The sequence below is a fragment of the Pseudomonas sp. AC169 genome (assembly GCF_979258515.1).
Genome location: NZ_OZ409866.1, coordinates 471,263 through 490,418, shown reverse-complemented (window position 1 = coordinate 490,418; position 19,156 = coordinate 471,263). Strand labels below are relative to the sequence as shown.

The window sequence follows — 19,156 nt, the reverse complement described above, 5'->3', positions numbered from 1 at the left end:
AAGGCGTCGGGTCTTTTATTTTTATACGGTGCCCCAGCGAATGTTCAGACCGTTATCGATCTTTATCGGCACGCGCTATACCCGCGCCAAGCGCCGCAATCGCTTCGTTTCGTTCATTTCGATGACCTCGATGATCGGCCTCGCCCTCGGCGTGCTGGCGATGATCGTGGTGTTGTCGGTAATGAACGGCTTCCAGCGCGAAATGAGCTCGCGCATCCTCGGCATGGTGCCGCACGCGACCATCGTTGGCGTCAAGCCGATTGATGACTGGCAGCCTGTGGCTGCCGCCGCGATGAAGAATCCTGAAGTGACCGCCGCCGTGCCGTTCACTGAGATGGAAGGCATGTTGTCCTATAAAGGCTTGATGCAGCCGATCCAGATCAGCGGCGTCGATCCGGCGCAGGAAGGCAAGGTCTCCATCGTTGCCCAGCACATCGTGCAGGGCCGTCTCGACGCGTTGAAACCGGGCGAGTTCGGTGTGGTGATCGGTGAGATCACGGCTCGGCGTTTCCGTCTCAATGTTGGCGACAAGATCACCCTGATCGTGCCGGAAGTCAGCACAGCACCGGGTGGCATCACCCCGCGCATGCAGCGCCTGAACGTGGTCGGCGTGTTCAAGGTCGGCGCTGAACTGGACGGCTCGATGGGCCTGATCCACGTCGCTGACGCCGCGACCATGCAGCACTGGGAGCCGAATCAGGTGCAAAGTGTGCGTCTGGCGGTCAAAGACCTGTACGCCGCGCCGAAAGTCTCCTCGGACATCGCTGCCGGGTTGGGCGCCGAGTTCAAGGCTGATGACTGGACCCACACCCAGGGCAGCCTGTTCAGCGCGATGAAAATGGAAAAAACCATGATCGGTCTGCTGTTGCTGATGATCGTCGCGGTGGCGGCGTTCAACATCATCGCAACGCTGATCATGGTGGTGAACGACAAGGGCGCGGACATCGCGATTCTGCGTACCATCGGCGCCACGCCACGGCAGATCATGGCGATCTTCATGGTGCAGGGCACGGTGATCGGGATTGTCGGTACGATCATTGGCGGCGTGTTGGGCGTGATCGCCGCGCTGAATGTCAGTCAGATCGTGGGCTGGATCGAGCGAGTCAGCGGGCAGCATATCTTCAGTTCTGATGTGTATTTCGTCAGCAATCTGCCGTCGGAATTGCAGGGTGGGGATGTGCTGTTGATTTGCTCGGCGGGCTTTATTCTGAGCTTCCTGGCGACGGTATATCCGGCGTGGCGGGCGGCGAAGATCGAGCCGGCTCACGCCCTGAGATATTCTTAAGCGACTCCATGCTCGTTCCCACGCAGAGCGTGGGAACGATCAGGTTCGAGGCAACTCAATCACAAACCGCGTCCATCCCGCTTCGGATTCGCAATGAATCTGCCCACCATGGGCCCGGGCGATGGATTGAGTAATCGCCAACCCCAATCCCGCATGCTCACTGCTGCCTTCCTGCCGCGCCGGATCCGCTCGATAAAAACGGTCAAACAGCCGTGGCAACAACTCCGCAGAAATCCCCTCACCACTGTTTTCGACTGAAACCCGCACAGCGTTCGATACATCAACGATTCGCACATTCACCGCGCCCTCAGTCGGGGTAAACCGCAGAGCGTTATCCAGTAAGTTCGACAAGGCTCGCCGCAACATACTGCGGTCACCTTCGATTCGCGCATGACCTTCGCGCGACAGCCTGATCCCGGCGTCTTCCGCCAGCGGTGCAAAAAACTCCAGCAATACATCCGCCTCATCCGCCAACGCCAGCGGTTCACGCTTGGGCATCAGCAAACCGTGATCTGCCTTGGCCAGATACAACATGTCGTTGACCAGTTGCGCCATCCATTGCAGTTCTTCGAGGTTGCTGTGCAGCGCTTCGCGGTAATCCTCGATCGGCCGAGGGCGGGTGAGGGTGACCTGAGTGTGGGTCAGCAGGTTCGACAATGGCGTGCGTAGTTCATGGGCGATGTCGGCGGAAAACGCCGAGAGCCGCTGAAACGAGTCGTCGAGGCGTGCGAGCATGGCGTTGAAGCTGTGGGCCATTTCCGCAAGCTCGGGCGGCATTTGCGCTTCAGGCAGTCGGGCATTCAGCGATTGTGCGGAAATCCCACGCGCGACCGCGCTCATGCGGCGTAACGGGCGCAAACCGCTGCGCGCGGCCCAGGCGCCAAGCAGTGCAGTAGCCAGTGCCGAGAGGCCGACGGTCAGCCAGATCAGATGCTGCATGCGTTGCAGGAAGTGCTGGTGATGGGTGATGTCCAGCAGCAAGGTCAGTTGCGCAGAATCGGGTTTGTCCGGGTAGAGCAGGGCGTTGAGCACGCGGTAATCCGTGACGTCATGGCTTATGGTCGACAGGCCGGGTTGCGACGGCAAATCCTTGGGTATTTGCTTCGAGCTGTCGTACCAGCGCTGGCCGTCGCCGCCAGTGATGCGCAGCGACAGATCCGCCTGACGGCTCAGTTCATCCGCCAGCCGTGCTTCACGTTGAGCGGGTTGAAGATCCTGCAAGGCGCGGCGCAGGCCGATCAGCTTGGCGTCCAGTTGTTGCTGGTCGAGCTCGATGAAATGCGCCTCGCTGGCGCGGTTGAACAACACCCCGGCGAATAGCGAAACCACAGCGGTGCAGGCGGCAAACAACAAGGCCAGCCGCGAACTCAGGGACAAACGACGCATCAGGCGCCACGCTCTTCGAGCACGTAACCCATGCCGCGCACGGTGTGGATCAGTTTGTTGGGGAACTCATCGTCGATCTTCAGGCGCAAACGGCGGATCGCCACTTCGATGACATTGGTGTCGCTGTCGAAATTCATGTCCCAGACTTGTGAGGCGATCAGCGATTTCGGCAGCACTTCGCCTTGGCGACGCAGAAGCATTTCCAGCAGCGCGAATTCCTTGGCGGTCAGGTCGATGCGCTGACTACTGCGTTCGACCCGACGGCGAATCAGATCCAGACGCAAATCGGCCAGTTGCAGGCTGGTTTCCTGTGGTGTGGCGCTACCGCGACGCAACAGGCTGCGCACCCGCGCGAGCAGTTCGGCGAAAGCGAAAGGCTTGACCAGATAGTCGTCGGCGCCCAGTTCGAGGCCATGCACTCTGTCCTCTACCGCGTCTTTGGCCGTGAGAAAAAGTACCGGCGTATCCAGCCCTGCGTTGCGCACGGCTTGCAGAATCTGCCAGCCACTGCGACCCGGCAGCATCACGTCGAGAATCAGCAGCGCATAATCACCGCTCAACGCCAGTTGCTGACCGCTGTTGCCGTCGGCCACCAGTTCCGTGTTGAACCCGGCCTCGGTCAGGCCCTGGCGCAAGTATTGGCCGGTTTTTGCTTGGTCTTCAACAATCAACAGTTTCATGGGCGACTCGGGTTTGTTCGGGGGTGTAGATACACAGGCTTTATACCGTGAGCGCAGGAGGCAAACGCCAACCTGACAAAGTTGTAATCTGCCTGTCAGGTAGATGCCAGCGCAGGCCAGCTAGAGTTTCCCACAGGCTGAACCTTATCTTGTTGGAGAACGACCATGTTTTTACGCCAATCCCTGACGTTGACTGTCTGTCTGTTGGCGCTGAGTTCGCCGGTGTGGGCCGCGCCAGCCCACACTTACGACTTTGGCCAGCCAGCGCCCGCCGCCAAAGCCACGCGCAGCATTGAGGTGGTGCTGAACGACATGTCGTTCGACCCGAAGGCCATTCAGATCAAGGCTGGTGAGACCGTTCGTTTTGTGCTGGTGAATAAAGGCCAGTTGTTGCACGAATTCAACCTCGGTGACGCGGCGATGCACGCCAAACACCAGCAGGAAATGTTGCAGATGCAGCAAAGCGGCATGCTGACGCCTACCAGCATGAAGGAAATGTCCCACGATATGGCCGGCATGGATCACGCAGCGATGGGCCATGGCATGAAGCATGACGATCCGAACAGCGTGCTGGTCGAGCCAGGTAAAACCGCCGAGCTGACCTGGACCTTCAGCAAGGCCACCAGCCTGGAATTTGCCTGCAATATTCCCGGGCATTATCAGGCGGGCATGGTCGGCAAACTGACTGTCAGTCAGTAAGCACTCAAAGGCGCGGGCAAAGGCTGGTAGAATCCGCTGATTCTTCAGTCAGGTTTCCGCCATGCATCCCGCAGCCGAACACTCGCCGCTGGGCAAATCCAGCGAATACATCGCCACGTACACGCCGTCCCTGCTGTTCCCGATTCCGCGAACCGCGAAATGGGCCGAGCTGGGCCTGACCGCCGAAACCCTGCCGTATAAAGGTGTGGATTTCTGGAACTGCTTCGAGTTGTCGTGGCTGCTGCCGTCGGGCAAGCCGGTGGTGGCGATCGGCGAGTTCAGCATCCCGGCGGATTCGCCGAACATCATCGAATCGAAGTCGTTCAAGCTGTATTTGAATTCGTTGAACCAGACGGCGTTTGCCGACGTGGCGTCCTTGGAAGCGACCCTGATCAAGGATTTGTCGGCCGCCGCCGGCAAACCGGTTGGCGTGCGCGTGCGTAGCCTGAAGGATGTTGAGGCGGAAGGCGTTGTGGCTTTGCCGGGCGTGTGCATCGATGATGTGGATATCAGCGTCAGCAACTACGAGCATCCACGTCCGGAACTGCTGCGTTGCGATGAATCACGCATCGTCGAGGAGACGGTTTACAGCCATCTGCTCAAATCCAACTGCCCGGTGACCAGCCAGCCGGACTGGGGCACGGTGGTGGTGGAATATCGTGGTTCGGCGCTGGATCATGCGAGCTTGCTGGAATACATCGTTAGCTTCCGCCAGCATTCGGACTTCCATGAGCAGTGTGTGGAGCGGATTTTCCTTGATCTGCAGCGCTTGTTGAAACCAGAGAAACTGACGGTGTTTGCACGTTACGTGCGTCGTGGCGGTCTGGATATCAACCCGTATCGCAGCACCGAAAGCGTGCAACTGCCGAACCATCGGTTGGTGCGTCAATAACGATCCGGAATGTGCGATATCCAATGTGGGAGCGAGCTTGCTCGCGAATACGGTGTGTCATTCAAGGATGATGTCGACTGACACGACGCCTTCGCGAGCAAGCTCGCTCCCACAGGGACTGTGTTTCAAGTCCGGAAATGAAAAAGCCCTGCCATCGCTGGCAGGGCTTTTTTGTCTGGCGGGGAATCAGATCCCCATGCTCCCCAGCGCATTGACGATATTGCGCAGGGTGCCGGCAATGGCCGGGTGTTCAAGTTCGAAGCGATCGACCGCCAGATTCACACCATCGACGATGCTGGCGTCTTGAGTCGCCGCTTCCAGTTGGATTTCCGATTCAATCTGCGCCATCAGCGCATGCAAATCCTCACGCTCGGCTTCCGACAGTGGCGGATTCTGATCCAGCTGCTCGCGCAGGGTATCGAGCTGTTTTTGCAGTTCTTGGGCGGGCATGGTGGTTTCCTTTTATCAATAGGCACTGGCATTGACCGCAGCCGCGCGCCAAAGGTCTATGGCTGACCTTTAGATTAATCCACTCCCGGCAAACCTGCATGATCCCGATCAGGGCTTTTCGCCTTTGAGGCGGCGCAGGCTGATGTCGGCGAGACAAGTGTCGAGTTCGCCCAGATGATCGATCACCGAATGCACGCCGAGGCCGAATAACTGCATCGTCGCCTTGCCACGCAGTTGTTCGCGTTCTTTCTGACTCAGCGCTTGCCATTCGCCCGGCGCCAGGCCGCACAATGAGCCACAGGAAGCGAGGCCGATGGTCCACAGCCCGGCATTCAGGCCGGCCTGCAACAGGCGCGGCTCTCCGCTGACCAGTACGCAGCCGTCCAGACTGGCGACGTTCAAGTCCATCAAGGCCTGCCAGCAGGCATTCGGCGCCGGCCATGGATTGATTGTTGCCGAATATTGCGTCGGTTGGATCGACGCCGGCAGTGAGGCCGACAACGATTGGGCGAGGGCAGGGGATAGGTCATCCAGCCAGGCGCAGGGAATCTGCTGACGCTGCAAACTGTGGAGACTGTCGAGCGCGCCCGGTGTGGCCTCGGCATGTTCGGGCAAGGCGTTCGTCAGTTGGCGGGCGCGAGCACCGAAATCCACCAGACAACCGCTGAGTCCAAACAATACGGCGGTCAGGCTGGGCGCGTTGACGGGCAAGGTTTCAGCGTGGGTCATGGCAACGTCCCTGAAATAGCGATAAGGCTAGTCATTTCAGGTGACAGTTGCGTGACGGCTATGTGAAACACGGCGTGGGAGGCGTCCTACAACTTTGCACAATTGGCCGACTGCTCAAACGGGCTTTTGCGCTTATACTAGCGGCCTTAATGCCCGGGCCCCGATGTCCGCGACAGTACACATCCAAGGAGTTTTTCTATGCGCTGGAGCTATCCGCTCGCTCAGCTAAGTGTATGTGCCGGCTTGATGCTGGCGCCGTTCGCCACTCAGGCGGCAACGGAAGAAGACCCTTGGGAAAGCGTCAACCGCCCGATTTTCCAGTTCAACGACTTCGTTGACACTTACGCGCTGAAGCCATTGGCCCAGGGCTATGAGTTCATTACGCCGCAGTTTCTTGAAGACGGCATCCACAACATGTTCCGCAACGTTGGTGATGTCACGAACCTTGCCAACAACATCCTGCAAGCCAAACCGGCTGCTGCTGGCGTCGACACTGCCCGCCTGATCTTCAACACCACTTTCGGTCTGCTCGGTTTCTTCGATGTCGGCACCAAAATGGGCCTGAACCGCAGCGACGAAGATTTCGGCCAGACCCTCGGTTACTGGGGCGTAGGCAGCGGTCCGTACGTGATGCTGCCGCTGATGGGCCCAAGCACCCTGCGTGACGCGCCTTCCAAGTATGTCGACAGCTACACTGGTATGTACCGCTACATCGACCACGTGCCTACGCGCAACTCGATCTTCGGTCTGAACATCGTCGACACCCGCGCCAGCCTGCTGTCGAGCGAGAAGCTGATCAGCGGCGACAAGTACACCTTCATCCGCAATGCCTACCTGCAGAACCGCGAGTTCAAAGTGAAGGATGGCCAGGTCGAAGACGATTTTTAATTTCGACCGGTAAACAGAAAGGCGACCTAAGGGTCGCCTTTTTTGTGTGTAGCTATTTCATCTCCAGGATGGTCAGGCCGAGCTTCTGACCGCCGTTGTCCTGTGCCCTGACCCAGACCACTTCGGTCTCTGCCTCAAGGCCGCTGAGTGCGGCGTGATCGGAGTCGATGCGTACGCTCAAACGGTCGCCGACCGCGAACTGGCGCGGCGCTTCGACCTGCATGCCGCTGCTGGAGAGGTCGATGCACACCCCTGAAATCTGATCGCCTTCATGAATCAACACGACATCGGCATCGACCCGCATGCGGATGAAATCGCGCTTTTCGCTGTAGTCCCGACTGGTTTGACTCATAGGTTCGTCCTTCCATTGGGTTACGGTTTGAGCTGTTCTTATAACTCTCGGTGATTTGACAAGTAAAGTCGTCAAGCGACCATCGGCGCATGCTTGAAACGCTCTGCGGATGGGAGTACCGTCTGCGCCTTAGAAGGGCACCTCTGGTGTAACCGTGTTTGCAGCCAATGCTCGAAAGCGGTGCAGTAGAGAGGCTAGAAAGCGAATCCAGTAGTCTGCGCAGGGCCAAATGCCTCGCCAACTACGCCAACCTAATTCTGGCGCCGTTTGCCCACATGCCAAAAACCAGTGCCACGCTGCTGATAATCGATGATGACGAAGTAGTGCGCGCGAGCCTCGCGGCCTATTTGGAAGACAGTGGTTTCAGCGTCCTGCAGGCCAGCAACGGCCAACAGGGTCTTCAGGTATTCGAGCAAGACACGCCCGACCTGGTCATCTGCGATCTGCGCATGCCGCAGATGGGCGGTCTCGAACTGATCCGTCAGGTCACCGAGCGGTCGCCGCAGACGCCAGTCATCGTGGTGTCGGGTGCCGGCGTGATGAACGACGCGGTCGAGGCCCTGCGCCTGGGCGCGGCGGACTACCTGATCAAGCCTCTCGAAGATCTGGCGGTGCTCGAGCACTCGGTGCGTCGGGCCCTGGATCGTGCGCGTCTGCTGGTGGAAAACCAGCGCTACCGCGAGAAGCTGGAAAAGGCCAACCGCGAGCTTGAGGCCAGCCTGAATCTGCTCCAGGAAGACCAGAACGCTGGTCGCCAGGTGCAGATGAACATGCTGCCGGAAAGCCCGTGGAGCATCGACGAGTTCAAGTTTGCGCACCAGATCATCCCGTCGTTGTACCTGTCGGGTGATTTTGTCGACTATTTCCGTGTCGATGATCGCCGGGTCGCTTTTTACCTGGCGGACGTCTCCGGTCATGGCGCCTCTTCAGCGTTCGTTACCGTGCTGCTGAAGTTCATGACCACGCGCTTGCTGTTTGAATCCAAGCGCAACGGCACATTGCCGGAATTCAAGCCTTCGGAAGTCCTTGGTCATATCAACCGGGGGCTGATCAGTTGTAAGCTGGGTAAACACGTCACAATGGTCGGTGGAGTCATCGACGAGGAGACCGGTTTGTTGACCTATAGCATCGGCGGCCATCTGCCGTTGCCTGTGTTGTACACGCCTGACAGTGTTCGATATCTCGAAGGGCGTGGTCTGCCGGTGGGGCTTTTCAATGAAGCCACCTACGAAGATCACGTGCTTGAGCTGCCACCGACGTTCAGCCTGACGCTGATGTCCGATGGCATTCTGGATCTTTTGCCAGAACCTACGCTCAAAGAAAAAGAAGCCGCTTTGCCTCAACGGGTGAAGTCGGCGGGCGGCAGCCTGGATGGTCTGCGGCAAGTTTTTGGATTGGCCACGCTAGGGGAGATGCCGGATGATATCGCCCTGTTGGTGTTGAGCAGGAATCTTTAATGAGTACCGGTAGAATCCAGTTCGCCGAGCAGGACGGCACCTTCGTCCTGAAGTTCGTCGGTGAAGTTCGCCTGACCCTGTGTTCGGCGTTGGATGCGACTATTGAGAAAATCTTCACCGCGCTGAATTTCAACGCGATCGTGATCGATTTGACCGAAACCCGCAGCATCGACAGCACGACGTTGGGCCTGTTGGCCAAACTGTCGATCCTGTCGCGGCAGAAGGTCGGCCTGCTGCCGACCGTCGTCACCACCCACGAAGACATCACCCGTCTGTTGCAATCGATGGGGTTCGAGCAGGTGTTCAATATCGTCAACCACCCGGTGCCATGTCCGGAGTGTCTGGACGACTTGCCTGATCAGGACCAGTCGGAAGAAGTGGTGCGGATCAAGGTGCTTGAAGCGCACAAGATCCTCATGGGCCTGAACGATTCCAATCGTGAAGCGTTCCATGACCTGGTGAATGCCCTCGAAAGACACTGATCTGATGCAGTGATGTTGTCTGGGCCGGCCTCTTCGCGAGCAAGCTCGCTCCCACACTGGATCAGCGTCGTTCATTAATCCCCTTGTGGGAGCGAGCTTGCTCGCGAAGGCGTCAGATCAGACGATACATTTTCCATGGCTGACTGAATAAAAAAGGGCGAACCTTAACGGGTTCGCCTTTTTTGCATTTCACCCACTCAAATCACAGCTTGGCCTGCAACAGCGCCTCAAGCTTCTCCTGGTCGCGAGCAAACTGACGAATGCCCTCAGCCAGTTTCTCGGTGGCCATCGCGTCTTCGTTGGACAACCAGCGGAACTGCGCTTCGTTGAGGCTCAGACGGGCTTCACCGGCGTTGCCGGGGGCCAGTTTGCGCTCCAGCTTGCCGGTATCGGCCGCCAGCTTGTCGATCAGGTCCGGGCTGATGGTCAGGCGGTCGCAGCCGGCCAGTTGCTCGATCTGATTGAGGTTGCGGAAGCTCGCGCCCATGACCACGGTCTTGTAGTCATTGGCCTTGTAATAGTTGTAGATGCGCGTCACCGACTGTACGCCCGGATCATCAGCGCCGGTGTAGTCGTTGCCGTTGGCCTTCTTGTACCAATCGTAGATGCGGCCCACGAATGGCGAAATCAGGAACACGCCAGCGTCAGCGCAAGCGGCGGCCTGAGCAAAGGAGAACAGCAGGGTCAGGTTGGTCTGGATGCCTTCCTTCTCCAGCACTTCGGCAGCGCGGATGCCTTCCCAGGTCGAAGCGATCTTGATCAGTACGCGATCACGGCCAATGCCGGCCTTGTCGTAGAGCTCGATCAAGCGATGCGCGCGTTTCAGTACGGCGTCTTTGTCGAACGACAGGCGTGCATCCACTTCGGTGGAGATGCGGCCCGGGATGACTTTGAGAATTTCCTGACCCACCGCAACGCCGAAGCGGTCGCTCGCCAGGCCGACATCGCCCTTGCAATCGCTCACGCAAGCATTCAGCAGCTCGGCGTAGGCCGGAATGGCCGCCGCTTTGAGCAGTAGGGAAGGGTTGGTGGTGGCGTCGACCGGTTTGACCCGGGAGATCGCTTCGAAGTCGCCGGTGTCGGCAACAACGGTGGTGAATTGTTTGAGTTGTTCCAGCTTGGAAGTCATGGGCGTGCTCTGTCCTATGGGTCTGATGACATTACCCGAGCGCTGACGGCCACTCAAGGGTAGGTGCGTGTATCGATGGCCCCTGCGGCAACAACCTGAAAACGATTGTTTGAAAGGCGGGGCGCGGTATCGATGAATACGATGCCAAAACAGCCAACAGGTTCAAAGCAACCGACCTGCGTACAGATCGGTTGCGCGGGGGTTACTCGGCGTTCAACAAGGCCTCGACCGACATGCGCGCCGGTTTCGGCTGACCGTCAGACGTCAGCAGGCCGAAGTTCTTCTCGCGATCGTTACTGCCGGAATCACTGTTTTTCCATTCATAGATGGATGTCAGCGGGATCTTCAGTTTTTTAACATCGCCGATAAACGCGTTGATCTTGCTCGCTTGACCTTCAGGCCCGCCATTGGAACCGAGCGCCGAAATGCCCCATTCACTGATGACCCCCGGCAGATGGAAGTTCTGCTGGATGAAGTTTTGCGCATTGCTGATCTGCGTGGCTGTCATGCCATAGGGGTGATAGGACACCGCGCTCAGGCATTTCGGGTATTCGCTGACGATGCGGTTCAGCGCCACGGTGGAAGCAGAACCAGCGCTGGGCGGCCGGGCGAAGCCGTAACCGATCACCGGCGTCGATGGCGGTTGCGCCTGCAGCGTTTTGCACACAGCGCTCATGAATGGCACGAACGTCGTGTCGAAATTGCGCGTCGGCCAGTAGGTTTCCAGGTCCGGTTCATTCCACAGTTCGATGGCGACCAGTTGCGAGCCGTACGACGTTTCCAGTGTTGTCACGGCATTGGCGAAAGACTCGCCAGCGCTTGTCAGTTCAGCGCTATTCAATGGTTTGATCGCGCGTACGGTCAACAACACCGGCAGCCCGGCGGATTTTGCCGCCGCCAAGGCATCGCTGACCTGTTTCTGGTAGGCCTTGGCGCTCAGGCTGTCGCTCCACACACCTAGACGCACAAAGCCGAAACCGGCCGACTTTATCTGCGCGGCGTCAGCGGCGGAGAAGTTCTGGATCTTCACCTGAACACCAATGTTCTTGGCTGGAAGGTTGGGAAACAGTTCGCTGGCGTGCACCTGAGTTGTGGCCGCCGCCATCACGAGTGCCAACGCGCCGAGTTTTTTGAGATGTGTTGATTTCATGTCTGCTCTCCTGAAGAGAAGTGACAACTGCGAATAAATGATCTCTTTCTCGATTTTCGAGTGGAGTGATGGCACTTAGTGCGCGAATGTTATTTTTTGTCGGAAATCAAACAGGCGAAAATCACAGTTATTTTTAGTCCGCTAATTGTGGTTGGGGGACTTTTAGACGCTGTGGTACTTAATGCTCCAGTACTAACAGGGCGAATCTATTTCTGAGTGCAGGAAGATCTTGAGGGTTCATTCAAATGCTCTCGGGATGTTGGCCGTTTGACATTACACAGGAAAGTAAAACCTTGTTCAGAAAGATCCTTGTTGTTTGCGTGGGCAATATATGCCGAAGTCCGACGGCAGAATTGTTATTGCGCAATGCGTTGGGCTCCTCGGCCATCAGTGTGACGTCCGCAGGCCTTGCTGCACGGGTCGGCGAAGGTGTCGAGGCGTCGGCCCGGCAGGTCCTCGAAGATCACGGGCACAGCGCCGACATGTTCCAGGCACGGCAACTCACGGCCGACATCGTCAATGAATCGGATTTGATTCTGGTCATGGAAAAACAGCATGTAAATCAAGTGCTGAAGATTGCCTCTCACGCCAGAGGCAAAGTATTTCTGCTCGGCAAGTGGCAGAGCGAGCGCGAAATACAAGATCCGTATCGTCAAGGCAAGGCCGCTTTTATTCATGCCCATGCATTGATTGAAGATGCTGTCAGCTCATGGGCACAACGCCTCGCGCGTTGATGAATATTCTTCAGATCAATGAATGGTAAGAACAGACTTATGCAGTTACCGTCCGTAATCGGCACCCGCGACAATGATCAAGACAGTATTGATCTGCTCGGTATATTCGGCAGTTTGATCGACCAGAAATGGTTGATCGGCGCACTGACCGGGGCCTTTATGGTCACCGGTGTGGCCTACGCGGTGTTGGCCACGCCGGTGTACCTGGCGAATGCGCTGGTGCAGGTCGAACCGAAAAAGAACGACATGCTCGGTTTCTCCGACCTCAACAGCATGCTCGGTGGGCAATCACCGTCGGTGACCGAAATCGGCATCATTAAATCCCGCGCGGTGATCGGCAAAACCGTCGACGACCTGCGCCTGGACATCGATGTCACCCCCAACACCTTTCCGATGATTGGCGGTTTTCTCGCCCGGCGTTATCGCGGCGAAACCGAGACCAGCGTTGCTGCGCCGCGTTTCGGCCTGAACAGCTACGCCTGGGGTGGTGAGCGCCTGGAGTTTGCCCGGCTCAATCTGCCCAAAGAGTTGTTGGGCAAGAAACTCACCCTGATCGCTGGTGAACAGAAGCACTTCCAGTTGCTAGATGACAACGACAACCTGCTGGTCGACGGCGTCGCCGGCGAAGCCTTCGCGCAGGACGGCGTAGAAGGGCAGATCACCCAACTGCAGGCCAACCCCGGCACGCGTTTCGAAGTGGTGCGCAACCCACGGATCGTGACCATTCAGGGTTATCAGGATGCGCTGGATATCTCCGAGCAGGGCAAGGAATCGGGGATTATCAAACTGGCGCTGGCCAGCAGCGACGCCGCTGAAGCGGTGAAGATTCTCAACAAGATCGCCGCCCTGTACGTCGACCAGAACGTGCGCCGCACCTCGGCGGAAGCGGCGCAGAGCCTGGCCTTTCTGCAAAGCCAGTTGCCGCAGGTCAAACGCGATCTGGCCAAGGCCAGCGATGCGCTGAACGTCTACCAGACCCACGGCAAGACCGTGAACATCTCCCTGGAAACGCAATCGGTGCTCGGTCAGTCGGTGGCGCTGGAAACGCGGATCTCCGAGCTGAAAATGCAGCAGGCGGAGATGGACCGCAAGTTCACCAGACAGCACCCGGCCTATCGTGCGTTGATGAGCCAGATTGGCGAACTGACCCAGCAACAGAAATCGCTGGAAGGCAAAGTCGGCGATCTGCCTGCCACGCAACAAGAGCTGCTCAACCTGACCCGCGATGTCGAAGTCGCTTCGCAGATCTACACGCAGTTGCTGAACAAGGCCCAGGAGTTGGACATCGTCCGCGCCGGTGCGGTGGGTAACGTGCGTTTGGTCGACACCGCCGATGTCGACCTGACCAGTCCGGTCAAACCGAAAAAAGCCCTGATCGTGCTCATCGCCACCTTCCTCGGCGCCTTCGTCGGTGTGGCGTTGGTGCTGCTGCGCAAATCCTTGAGCCGTGGCCTTGAAGGCCCGGAAGCCATCGAACAACTCGGTTTGCCGGTGTACGCATCGATCCCGTACAGCGCCTTGCAGGATGAAGAAGACAACAAAAAAGGCCGCGCCCGCGACGGCGTCGACAAACCGGCGTACCTGCTGGCTTTGCGTAATCCCACGGATCTGTCGATCGAATCGATCCGCAGCCTGCGCACTTGCCTGCATTTCGCCGGACTGGATTCGACCAACAACCGCATCATGATTTCCGGGCCGAGCCCGCAGGTCGGCAAGACCTTTGTCTCCTCCAACCTCGCCGCCGTCATGGCGCTGAGCGGCCAGCGCGTGGTGCTGATCGATGCCGACATGCGCAAAGGTCACCTGCACAAAACCCTCAACACGCCGATCACCAACGGCCTGTCCGATCTGCTGGTCAAGCGCTGCAGCATCGATCAGGCGATCAACAAAATCGAAGTCGACAACCTGCACTTCATCAGTCGCGGTCAGGTGCCACCGAATCCTTCCGAGCTGTTGATGCACGCCAACTTCCGCGAATTGCTGGCGGAACTGAGCGAACGCTACGACCTGGTGATCATCGATACGCCACCGCTGCTGGCAGTGACCGATGCGGCCATCGTTGGCCGTGAAGCCGGGATCAGCCTGATCGTTACGCGCTTCGGGGTGAACCCGGCCAAAGAGATCGAACTGACCATTCGCCGCTTCGCGCAGAACGGCATCGAGTTGAAAGGCGCGGTGTTCAACGGCGTCGAGAAGCGTGCGGCCAGCTACTACGGCAACGGCGGCTACGGCTATTACAACTACGAATACGCGTCCGACAAATCCTGACTGTCAGCGACTGTTTTTTCCTGTTTGAAGTGGGTGATTTGTGAAAAAAATACTGCACGTGGCAGAGACGATCAAAGGTGGCGTCGCGACGGTGATCCGTACGATTTCGGCTTCGCCTGAAGGCGATGCGGCGAACTACGAGCTGGTGTATCTGGTGCCGGAGGATCAGGCCAGGGAATTGCACGGCATCGGCGCGCAGCAGATCCGCACCTTTCCTCGCACCGGGCGCAATGTGCCGTCGCTACTGCGTTTCGCCTGGCGTCTGACCCAGGTGATGCTCAAGGAAAAACCTGATGTGGTGCATTTGCACAGCACCTTTTCCGGGGTCATCGGTCGTTGCGTGTGTGTGCTGCTGCGACCGTGGCGCAAGCCGAAAATCGTCTACTGCCCACACGCGTTTTCGTTCCTGATGGAAAGCTCGCCGACCAAGCAGAAAGTCTATGCGTGGATCGAGCGGGTGCTGCAGAAAGTCACCGACGTGATCATTTGCGTCAGCCAGTACGAGCTCGACCAAGCCGCACGCTTCGGCATTGAGCGCAAGCGCATGAAGCTGATCTACAACGGCATTCATCACCGGGATGACGCGCCCAAGGCAGACAGCCCGGCGCCGATTCATCTGCTGTTCGTCGGTCGCCTCGACTATCAGAAAGGCTTCGACGTGTTGCTCAAGGCCTACGCCAAAGTCCAGCGCAGCGATATGAAGCTGACGGTGGTTGGCAGTGCCGTCAACGAGGATGCGGTCGAGTGCCCACCGATGGACGGCGTCGAGTACCTGCCGTGGGTCACGCCGAGCGAAGTGCAGGCGCTGTACCAGAAAGCCGATGCGCTGATTGTGCCGAGTCGCTGGGAAGGTTTCGCCATGGTGCCGCTGGAAGGCATGGCCATGGGTTTGCCGGTGATCGCCAGCAATTGCACGTCGCTGCCTGAACTGGTCACCAATGAAGTCTCCGGTTACGTCTTCCCGTCCGGTGATCACCAGGCGCTGGCGGATGTGCTGACGATCATCCAGAAGCCGCGCCTGCTCGACCTCGGTAACGAAGGTCGGAGCATCGTCCGCGAGCGTTTCAGCGCCGCGTTGATGATTCGCCAGACCTACGACCTGTATCGCGCTCCCACTTTTTAAGTAGAACTCAAGCATATGAACGTAACGATTTTGCATGGCTACAGTGCGTCCAACTCCGGTGACGGCTTGCTCGTCGATCTGGCCATCGCGCTGGTGCAGCGCAACTTTGGTGAAGACACCGCGATCAGCGTGGTGGCTTCCGATCCGGATTCTTTCAGCTACTTGCCGCACCCGCGTTTCGACGCGCCGGTGATGGCGGCCAAGGGCTTGGGCCGGGTCAAGCAAGCAGTGTTCCTCAATCAGTCCTACGCCGGGCTGGCGGATCTGTTGAAGAAAACCGATCTGATCGTCGGCGTCGGCGGCGGTTACATGCGTTCGAAAAGCGCTTTCGAACACATCAAGCTGAAACTCGGCCACGCCAAACAACTGGAAACCGCCATCCTCAGCAAAGTGCCGTCGGTGTACCTGCCGCAAAGCATCGGTCCGTTCCATGGCGAGAGCAGCAAGATCGTCGAGCATTACGCCAGCGCCGATGCGGTGTTCGTGCGCGACAATCGCTCCTCGGCGATTTTTGATGCCTGCGCCAACGTCTACCGCGCACCGGATCTGGCGGTGCAATCGCTGGCGAGCAAAATCCTTCAGCAAGCAAAATTCACCCGCTGCGCATCGTCGCCGGCCACGGTCTGCGTGGTACTGCGCAAGCCGCCGGAGTGGAGCAAAGAGAAGAAAATCGCTTACGTGGCCAATCTGAAAGTGCTGCTGCAGCGTTTGAAGAACAAAAGCAAAGTGGTTTGCGCCGTACAGAGCGCGGTGCGTGGCAACGATGACGGGGCGTTCTATCGCGAGCTGGGCATCAGCGAAGACCTGTTGTCGTTGAAGGCGACGATTGCCAAATATCAACCGGATCTGGTGATTTCCGTGCGCTTGCACGGCGCCATCGAATCGCTGCTCTCCGGCGTGCCGGCGTACCACATCAGCTACGAGCGCAAAGGCTTTGGCGCCTATCAGGACATGGGCGTCGAGGACTGGGTAATCAACGGTGGAGACATCAATGTCGACACCATCATCGACACGGTTTACGCGCCGAATGCGTTGTCGAATTTCGGCAAACGCCTGACCGACACCTGCCGTGAAATCGAAGCGAAAACCGTGGCCATGGACGAAATCATCAAGGGTGTCGTTCGATGATATTTCGGCTGCTGCTTCGCGGCGGAGCGTTAGGCGCGAAGTTTTTGCTGGTGTTGGCGATCACCCACTACCTCGGGTATGAGGCGTTGGGTTTTTACGGCGTGGTGGTCGCGGCTTCGTTGATCGCCTCGAAGTTTTACAGTGTGGGATTCAGTTCCGAGATCAATCGCTTGATCAGCGTCGGCGGCAGTTCGCGCCGGGTGGTCGACAAGGTTTTGCTGCTGTATCTGGCGGTGGGGCTGCTGCTGTCGGTGGTGACAGTGCTGATTTATTCACTGTTCCAGACCGTTGAAGCGACTGCCGCGCTGATCCTTTGTGTGACGCTGGTGTTGCTTACCGAACACCTGTCGTTCGAGATCAACTCGTTCGTGTTTTCCGCGCAGAAAGCCACAGCGGGCGCATTGCTGTTTTTCATCAAGACCGGCCTGTGGGCGGTGTTGGCTGTGGGCGGGATGATGCTCGGTTGGGTGTCGGGCATCGCCAGTGTGTTGTGGCTGTGGGTCGCCGCCAACGTGCTGGTGATTATCGCCGGTTACTTGATCGTGGTGAACGTTCATCACGGCCGAGAGGCCGGGACACTGGCCACCGCCACTGTGTGGAAAGCGGGATTACCGTTTTACCTCGGCACCGGGTTGATCGCGTTGAGTCAGTACGCCGAGCGGTTCCTGATCGCCGACCTCGAACCGTACGCCAAACTGGGTCAATACGTGTATGCGTGGTCCGCGGCGAACACCTTGCAGGCGTTGTCGTACGCGGTGGTGGCGGTGGTCGGGATTCCTCTGTTGGCCAAGCGTTTTCAGGCCGATCAGCAGGCGTTCACGGTCAAGCAACTGTTCATCAACAAGTGGGTCATGCGCTCGCTCGTTGTATCGGCGGCGGTGGCGGTGGCGATTTATCTGTTCTTCAACGTGGTGCTTGATTACGTCGCCACCAGCGTGCCGCGTCCAGACAATGCGATCCTAGGCGTGCTGATTTTTTCCTTCGCCTTGCGCGCGATTGGCGACATTGTCTGGGGCGGTTTGATTGCCTCGAAAAACAGTCGCGTATCGCTCGCCAGCGCGGCGATCTGTCTGTTGGTTTCGGTGCCGGTCAGCTATGTGTTGATCAAGCATTACTCGATTTACGGCGCGGCGTGGGGCAACGTCTTCGCGATCATCGTGCAGCTTGTGGTGATTGCCGTGCTGACCCGTGCGACGGCTGGGAAAAAGGCTGCGTTGTCATGGGCCTGAAACTGCCGTGCATCGAGTTTCGTGGCAAGCGACTCGATTCGTATGTGTCGTTCCTGATCCTCTTCACCGGGCTGTTTCTGTCGGTGGCCATGCCGCTGCTGATCCCCCGTGATCCGGGTCCGGATGCGATGACCCTGTGGTCGTCCTACGCGCGTGCCGACAACTGCAACTTCTGGAACCCGTTCTCGCCGGATCGCTCGTCCTACGAGTGTTCGGCGTTTCTGCTGCGGCCCACCGGGATCAACCTGACCAATGCCTGGGCTTACGGCATGTTCTGCAATTTTTTCCTCACGGCGATACCGGTGGTGGTGTTTCGGCGCATGCCGTTGGCGATCTTCGGCACGCTGTGCCTGTGGGGGATCGTGCGCTCGTTCTTCCTGGAGAACCTGACCAAGGAAATCATCGTGTCGGTGGCGGTGTTGAGCATTTTGCTCAGCTCGCTGACGCGCAAATATCGCGGCGGCTTTTTCCTCTCGGCAGTGATCTACGGCGTGCTCATCCGGCCGTACTGGATTCTGTTTTCGCTGTCGTGGGTCGGTGTCTGCGTGATGAAAAAGTACGTGTCGCGCACGACCTTCTTTCTGATGCTGTTCTTGTTTTATCTGGCGGTGGCGATGTCGATCCAGCTCGCACTGGGCTTTCCGGTGTCATCGATTCGCGCCAGTAACAACGAACTGCGCACGGCGGGCGAGGAGGGCTCCAAATCCTTGATCGTCTCGTGGCTCAGCGGCAGCGATTTTGTTTCGCAGGCGCTGGACTCGATGATCATCTTCTTTCGCTTGTCGTTCCCGGTGGAGCTGATTCTGCTGTCCGGGCCGGGTCAGGTGATCTTCGTCGCACTGATGATCATGACCGCGTTGCTGCTGTTCAAAGTCATCACCTCGACCGATTACAAAGGCGCGCCGATCCAGACCAAACCCAAGGAACTGATCGCGATTCCGCTGGCGTTTTTGCTGGTGCAGGGTTTGTTCGAGCCGGACTTTGGCTCCTTCGCCCGGCACTTCTCGATGGTGGTGCCGGTGTTGTTTGTCGGCCTGGGCTTGATGCTGCGGGCGAACAAACCGGTGCAGGTTGAATCACGAATTCTGAATTGAG

Annotated in this window: 19 protein-coding genes; 12 read left to right on the top strand and 7 right to left on the bottom strand. The window is 58.2% G+C overall.

Going from position 1 to position 19,156, the window contains the following annotated elements; all coding sequences use genetic code 11:
• The first annotated feature begins 40 nt into the window (after positions 1–40).
• A complete protein-coding gene (locus ACZZ0G_RS02160) occupies positions 41–1,285 on the top strand; it encodes a lipoprotein-releasing ABC transporter permease subunit (RefSeq protein ID WP_102902248.1) in 1,245 nt (414 codons plus the stop codon).
• A 39-nt stretch (positions 1,286–1,324) separates the two neighbouring features.
• Here ACZZ0G_RS02160 and ACZZ0G_RS02155 read toward each other — a convergent pair whose 3' ends face one another.
• Both ACZZ0G_RS02155 and ACZZ0G_RS02150 read right to left on the bottom strand, forming a co-directional pair.
• Positions 1,325–2,671: a heavy metal sensor histidine kinase gene (locus tag ACZZ0G_RS02155; protein WP_463555144.1), complete on the bottom strand. Its 1,347-nt coding sequence runs from the start codon at positions 2,669–2,671 to the stop codon at positions 1,325–1,327.
• Positions 2,671–3,351 carry a heavy metal response regulator transcription factor gene (locus tag ACZZ0G_RS02150; protein ID WP_463555143.1) on the bottom strand — a complete coding sequence of 227 codons (681 nt, stop codon included), beginning with the start codon at positions 3,349–3,351 and terminating at the stop codon, positions 2,671–2,673. The genes ACZZ0G_RS02155 and ACZZ0G_RS02150 overlap by 1 nt, the downstream gene beginning before the upstream one ends.
• Positions 3,352–3,516: 165 nt before the next feature.
• On the opposite strand from ACZZ0G_RS02150, the gene copI reads away from it, so the two are divergent.
• Together copI and queF are read left to right on the top strand one after the other, a co-directional pair.
• On the top strand, positions 3,517–4,050 hold the full coding sequence (copI, locus tag ACZZ0G_RS02145) for a copper-resistant cuproprotein CopI (RefSeq protein WP_463555142.1): 534 nt from the start codon (positions 3,517–3,519) through the stop codon (positions 4,048–4,050).
• A 61-nt stretch (positions 4,051–4,111) separates the two neighbouring features.
• The gene (gene queF, locus ACZZ0G_RS02140) at positions 4,112–4,942 is read left to right on the top strand and encodes an NADPH-dependent 7-cyano-7-deazaguanine reductase QueF (RefSeq protein WP_463555141.1); all 831 of its coding nucleotides are present in this window, start codon (positions 4,112–4,114) and stop codon (positions 4,940–4,942) included.
• Between the two features lie 186 nt (positions 4,943–5,128).
• Here queF and ACZZ0G_RS02135 read toward each other — a convergent pair whose 3' ends face one another.
• Both ACZZ0G_RS02135 and ACZZ0G_RS02130 read right to left on the bottom strand, forming a co-directional pair.
• Positions 5,129–5,392, bottom strand: a complete 264-nt coding sequence (locus ACZZ0G_RS02135; protein ID WP_463555140.1) for a DUF4404 family protein — start codon at positions 5,390–5,392, stop codon at positions 5,129–5,131.
• Positions 5,393–5,500: 108 nt separating this feature from the next.
• Positions 5,501–6,121, bottom strand: a complete 621-nt coding sequence (locus ACZZ0G_RS02130) for an HAD family phosphatase (protein WP_463555139.1) — start codon at positions 6,119–6,121, stop codon at positions 5,501–5,503.
• 198 nt (positions 6,122–6,319) lie between these two features.
• On the opposite strand from ACZZ0G_RS02130, the gene ACZZ0G_RS02125 reads away from it, so the two are divergent.
• A complete protein-coding gene (locus ACZZ0G_RS02125) occupies positions 6,320–7,009 on the top strand; it encodes an MlaA family lipoprotein (protein ID WP_463555138.1) in 690 nt (229 codons plus the stop codon).
• Between the two features lie 52 nt (positions 7,010–7,061).
• Here ACZZ0G_RS02125 and ACZZ0G_RS02120 read toward each other — a convergent pair whose 3' ends face one another.
• Entirely contained in the window at positions 7,062–7,361 is a 300-nt protein-coding gene (locus tag ACZZ0G_RS02120; RefSeq protein WP_463395446.1) for a PilZ domain-containing protein, read from the bottom strand.
• Positions 7,362–7,636: 275 nt separating this feature from the next.
• On the opposite strand from ACZZ0G_RS02120, the gene rssB reads away from it, so the two are divergent.
• Together rssB and rssC are read left to right on the top strand one after the other, a co-directional pair.
• Positions 7,637–8,818: a two-component system response regulator RssB gene (gene rssB, locus ACZZ0G_RS02115; RefSeq protein WP_150694584.1), complete on the top strand. Its 1,182-nt coding sequence runs from the start codon at positions 7,637–7,639 to the stop codon at positions 8,816–8,818.
• The gene (gene rssC / locus ACZZ0G_RS02110; protein ID WP_003226553.1) at positions 8,818–9,300 is read left to right on the top strand and encodes an anti-sigma factor antagonist RssC; all 483 of its coding nucleotides are present in this window, start codon (positions 8,818–8,820) and stop codon (positions 9,298–9,300) included. Before rssB ends, rssC begins: the two co-directional genes overlap by 1 nt.
• 202 nt (positions 9,301–9,502) lie before the next feature.
• On the opposite strand, the gene tal is transcribed toward rssC, so the two are convergent.
• Together tal and ACZZ0G_RS02100 are read right to left on the bottom strand one after the other, a co-directional pair.
• On the bottom strand, positions 9,503–10,429 hold the full coding sequence (gene tal / locus ACZZ0G_RS02105; RefSeq protein ID WP_038362268.1) for a transaldolase: 927 nt from the start codon (positions 10,427–10,429) through the stop codon (positions 9,503–9,505).
• Between the two features lie 202 nt (positions 10,430–10,631).
• Positions 10,632–11,579 carry a cellulase family glycosylhydrolase gene (locus tag ACZZ0G_RS02100; RefSeq protein ID WP_463555137.1) on the bottom strand — a complete coding sequence of 316 codons (948 nt, stop codon included), beginning with the start codon at positions 11,577–11,579 and terminating at the stop codon, positions 10,632–10,634.
• Between the two features lie 293 nt (positions 11,580–11,872).
• Between ACZZ0G_RS02100 and ACZZ0G_RS02095 the strand changes: the two genes are divergently transcribed.
• The 6 genes from ACZZ0G_RS02095 to ACZZ0G_RS02070 are packed head-to-tail and all read left to right on the top strand — an operon-like array spanning position 11,873 to position 19,155.
• Positions 11,873–12,313, top strand: a complete 441-nt coding sequence (locus ACZZ0G_RS02095) for a low molecular weight protein-tyrosine-phosphatase (protein WP_463555136.1) — start codon at positions 11,873–11,875, stop codon at positions 12,311–12,313.
• 39 nt (positions 12,314–12,352) lie between these two features.
• Complete coding sequence (locus tag ACZZ0G_RS02090) at positions 12,353–14,581, top strand: polysaccharide biosynthesis tyrosine autokinase (protein WP_463555135.1); 2,229 nt, start codon at positions 12,353–12,355, stop codon at positions 14,579–14,581.
• Between the two features lie 40 nt (positions 14,582–14,621).
• Positions 14,622–15,704, top strand: a complete 1,083-nt coding sequence (locus ACZZ0G_RS02085; RefSeq protein ID WP_463555134.1) for a glycosyltransferase — start codon at positions 14,622–14,624, stop codon at positions 15,702–15,704.
• Between the two features lie 15 nt (positions 15,705–15,719).
• The gene (locus ACZZ0G_RS02080) at positions 15,720–16,832 is read left to right on the top strand and encodes a polysaccharide pyruvyl transferase family protein (RefSeq protein WP_463555133.1); all 1,113 of its coding nucleotides are present in this window, start codon (positions 15,720–15,722) and stop codon (positions 16,830–16,832) included.
• Positions 16,829–18,061, top strand: coding sequence for an MATE family efflux transporter (locus tag ACZZ0G_RS02075; RefSeq protein WP_463555132.1), 1,233 nt, complete (start codon positions 16,829–16,831; stop codon positions 18,059–18,061). Before ACZZ0G_RS02080 ends, ACZZ0G_RS02075 begins: the two co-directional genes overlap by 4 nt.
• Complete coding sequence (locus tag ACZZ0G_RS02070; RefSeq protein WP_016986717.1) at positions 18,052–19,155, top strand: hypothetical protein; 1,104 nt, start codon at positions 18,052–18,054, stop codon at positions 19,153–19,155. Before ACZZ0G_RS02075 ends, ACZZ0G_RS02070 begins: the two co-directional genes overlap by 10 nt.
• The last annotated feature ends 1 nt before the right edge of the window (position 19,156 follow it).

Excerpts from the sequence above, each read along its gene's own strand:
- tal (WP_038362268.1), bottom strand. The coding sequence starts at position 10,429 with ATGACTTCCAAGCTGGAACAACTCAAACAATTCACCACCGTTGTTGCC.
- ACZZ0G_RS02070 (WP_016986717.1), top strand. The coding sequence starts at position 18,052 with ATGGGCCTGAAACTGCCGTGCATCGAGTTTCGTGGCAAGCGACTCGAT.
- ACZZ0G_RS02130 (WP_463555139.1), bottom strand. The coding sequence starts at position 6,121 with ATGACCCACGCTGAAACCTTGCCCGTCAACGCGCCCAGCCTGACCGCC.
- ACZZ0G_RS02100 (WP_463555137.1), bottom strand. The coding sequence starts at position 11,579 with ATGAAATCAACACATCTCAAAAAACTCGGCGCGTTGGCACTCGTGATG.
- ACZZ0G_RS02120 (WP_463395446.1), bottom strand. The coding sequence starts at position 7,361 with ATGAGTCAAACCAGTCGGGACTACAGCGAAAAGCGCGATTTCATCCGC.
- ACZZ0G_RS02160 (WP_102902248.1), top strand. The coding sequence starts at position 41 with ATGTTCAGACCGTTATCGATCTTTATCGGCACGCGCTATACCCGCGCC.
- rssB (WP_150694584.1), top strand. The coding sequence starts at position 7,637 with ATGCCAAAAACCAGTGCCACGCTGCTGATAATCGATGATGACGAAGTA.
- ACZZ0G_RS02155 (WP_463555144.1), bottom strand. The coding sequence starts at position 2,671 with ATGCGTCGTTTGTCCCTGAGTTCGCGGCTGGCCTTGTTGTTTGCCGCC.
- queF (WP_463555141.1), top strand. The coding sequence starts at position 4,112 with ATGCATCCCGCAGCCGAACACTCGCCGCTGGGCAAATCCAGCGAATAC.
- ACZZ0G_RS02150 (WP_463555143.1), bottom strand. The coding sequence starts at position 3,351 with ATGAAACTGTTGATTGTTGAAGACCAAGCAAAAACCGGCCAATACTTG.
- ACZZ0G_RS02075 (WP_463555132.1), top strand. The coding sequence starts at position 16,829 with ATGATATTTCGGCTGCTGCTTCGCGGCGGAGCGTTAGGCGCGAAGTTT.
- ACZZ0G_RS02125 (WP_463555138.1), top strand. The coding sequence starts at position 6,320 with ATGCGCTGGAGCTATCCGCTCGCTCAGCTAAGTGTATGTGCCGGCTTG.
- ACZZ0G_RS02090 (WP_463555135.1), top strand. The coding sequence starts at position 12,353 with ATGCAGTTACCGTCCGTAATCGGCACCCGCGACAATGATCAAGACAGT.
- rssC (WP_003226553.1), top strand. The coding sequence starts at position 8,818 with ATGAGTACCGGTAGAATCCAGTTCGCCGAGCAGGACGGCACCTTCGTC.
- copI (WP_463555142.1), top strand. The coding sequence starts at position 3,517 with ATGTTTTTACGCCAATCCCTGACGTTGACTGTCTGTCTGTTGGCGCTG.
- ACZZ0G_RS02080 (WP_463555133.1), top strand. The coding sequence starts at position 15,720 with ATGAACGTAACGATTTTGCATGGCTACAGTGCGTCCAACTCCGGTGAC.
- ACZZ0G_RS02135 (WP_463555140.1), bottom strand. The coding sequence starts at position 5,392 with ATGCCCGCCCAAGAACTGCAAAAACAGCTCGATACCCTGCGCGAGCAG.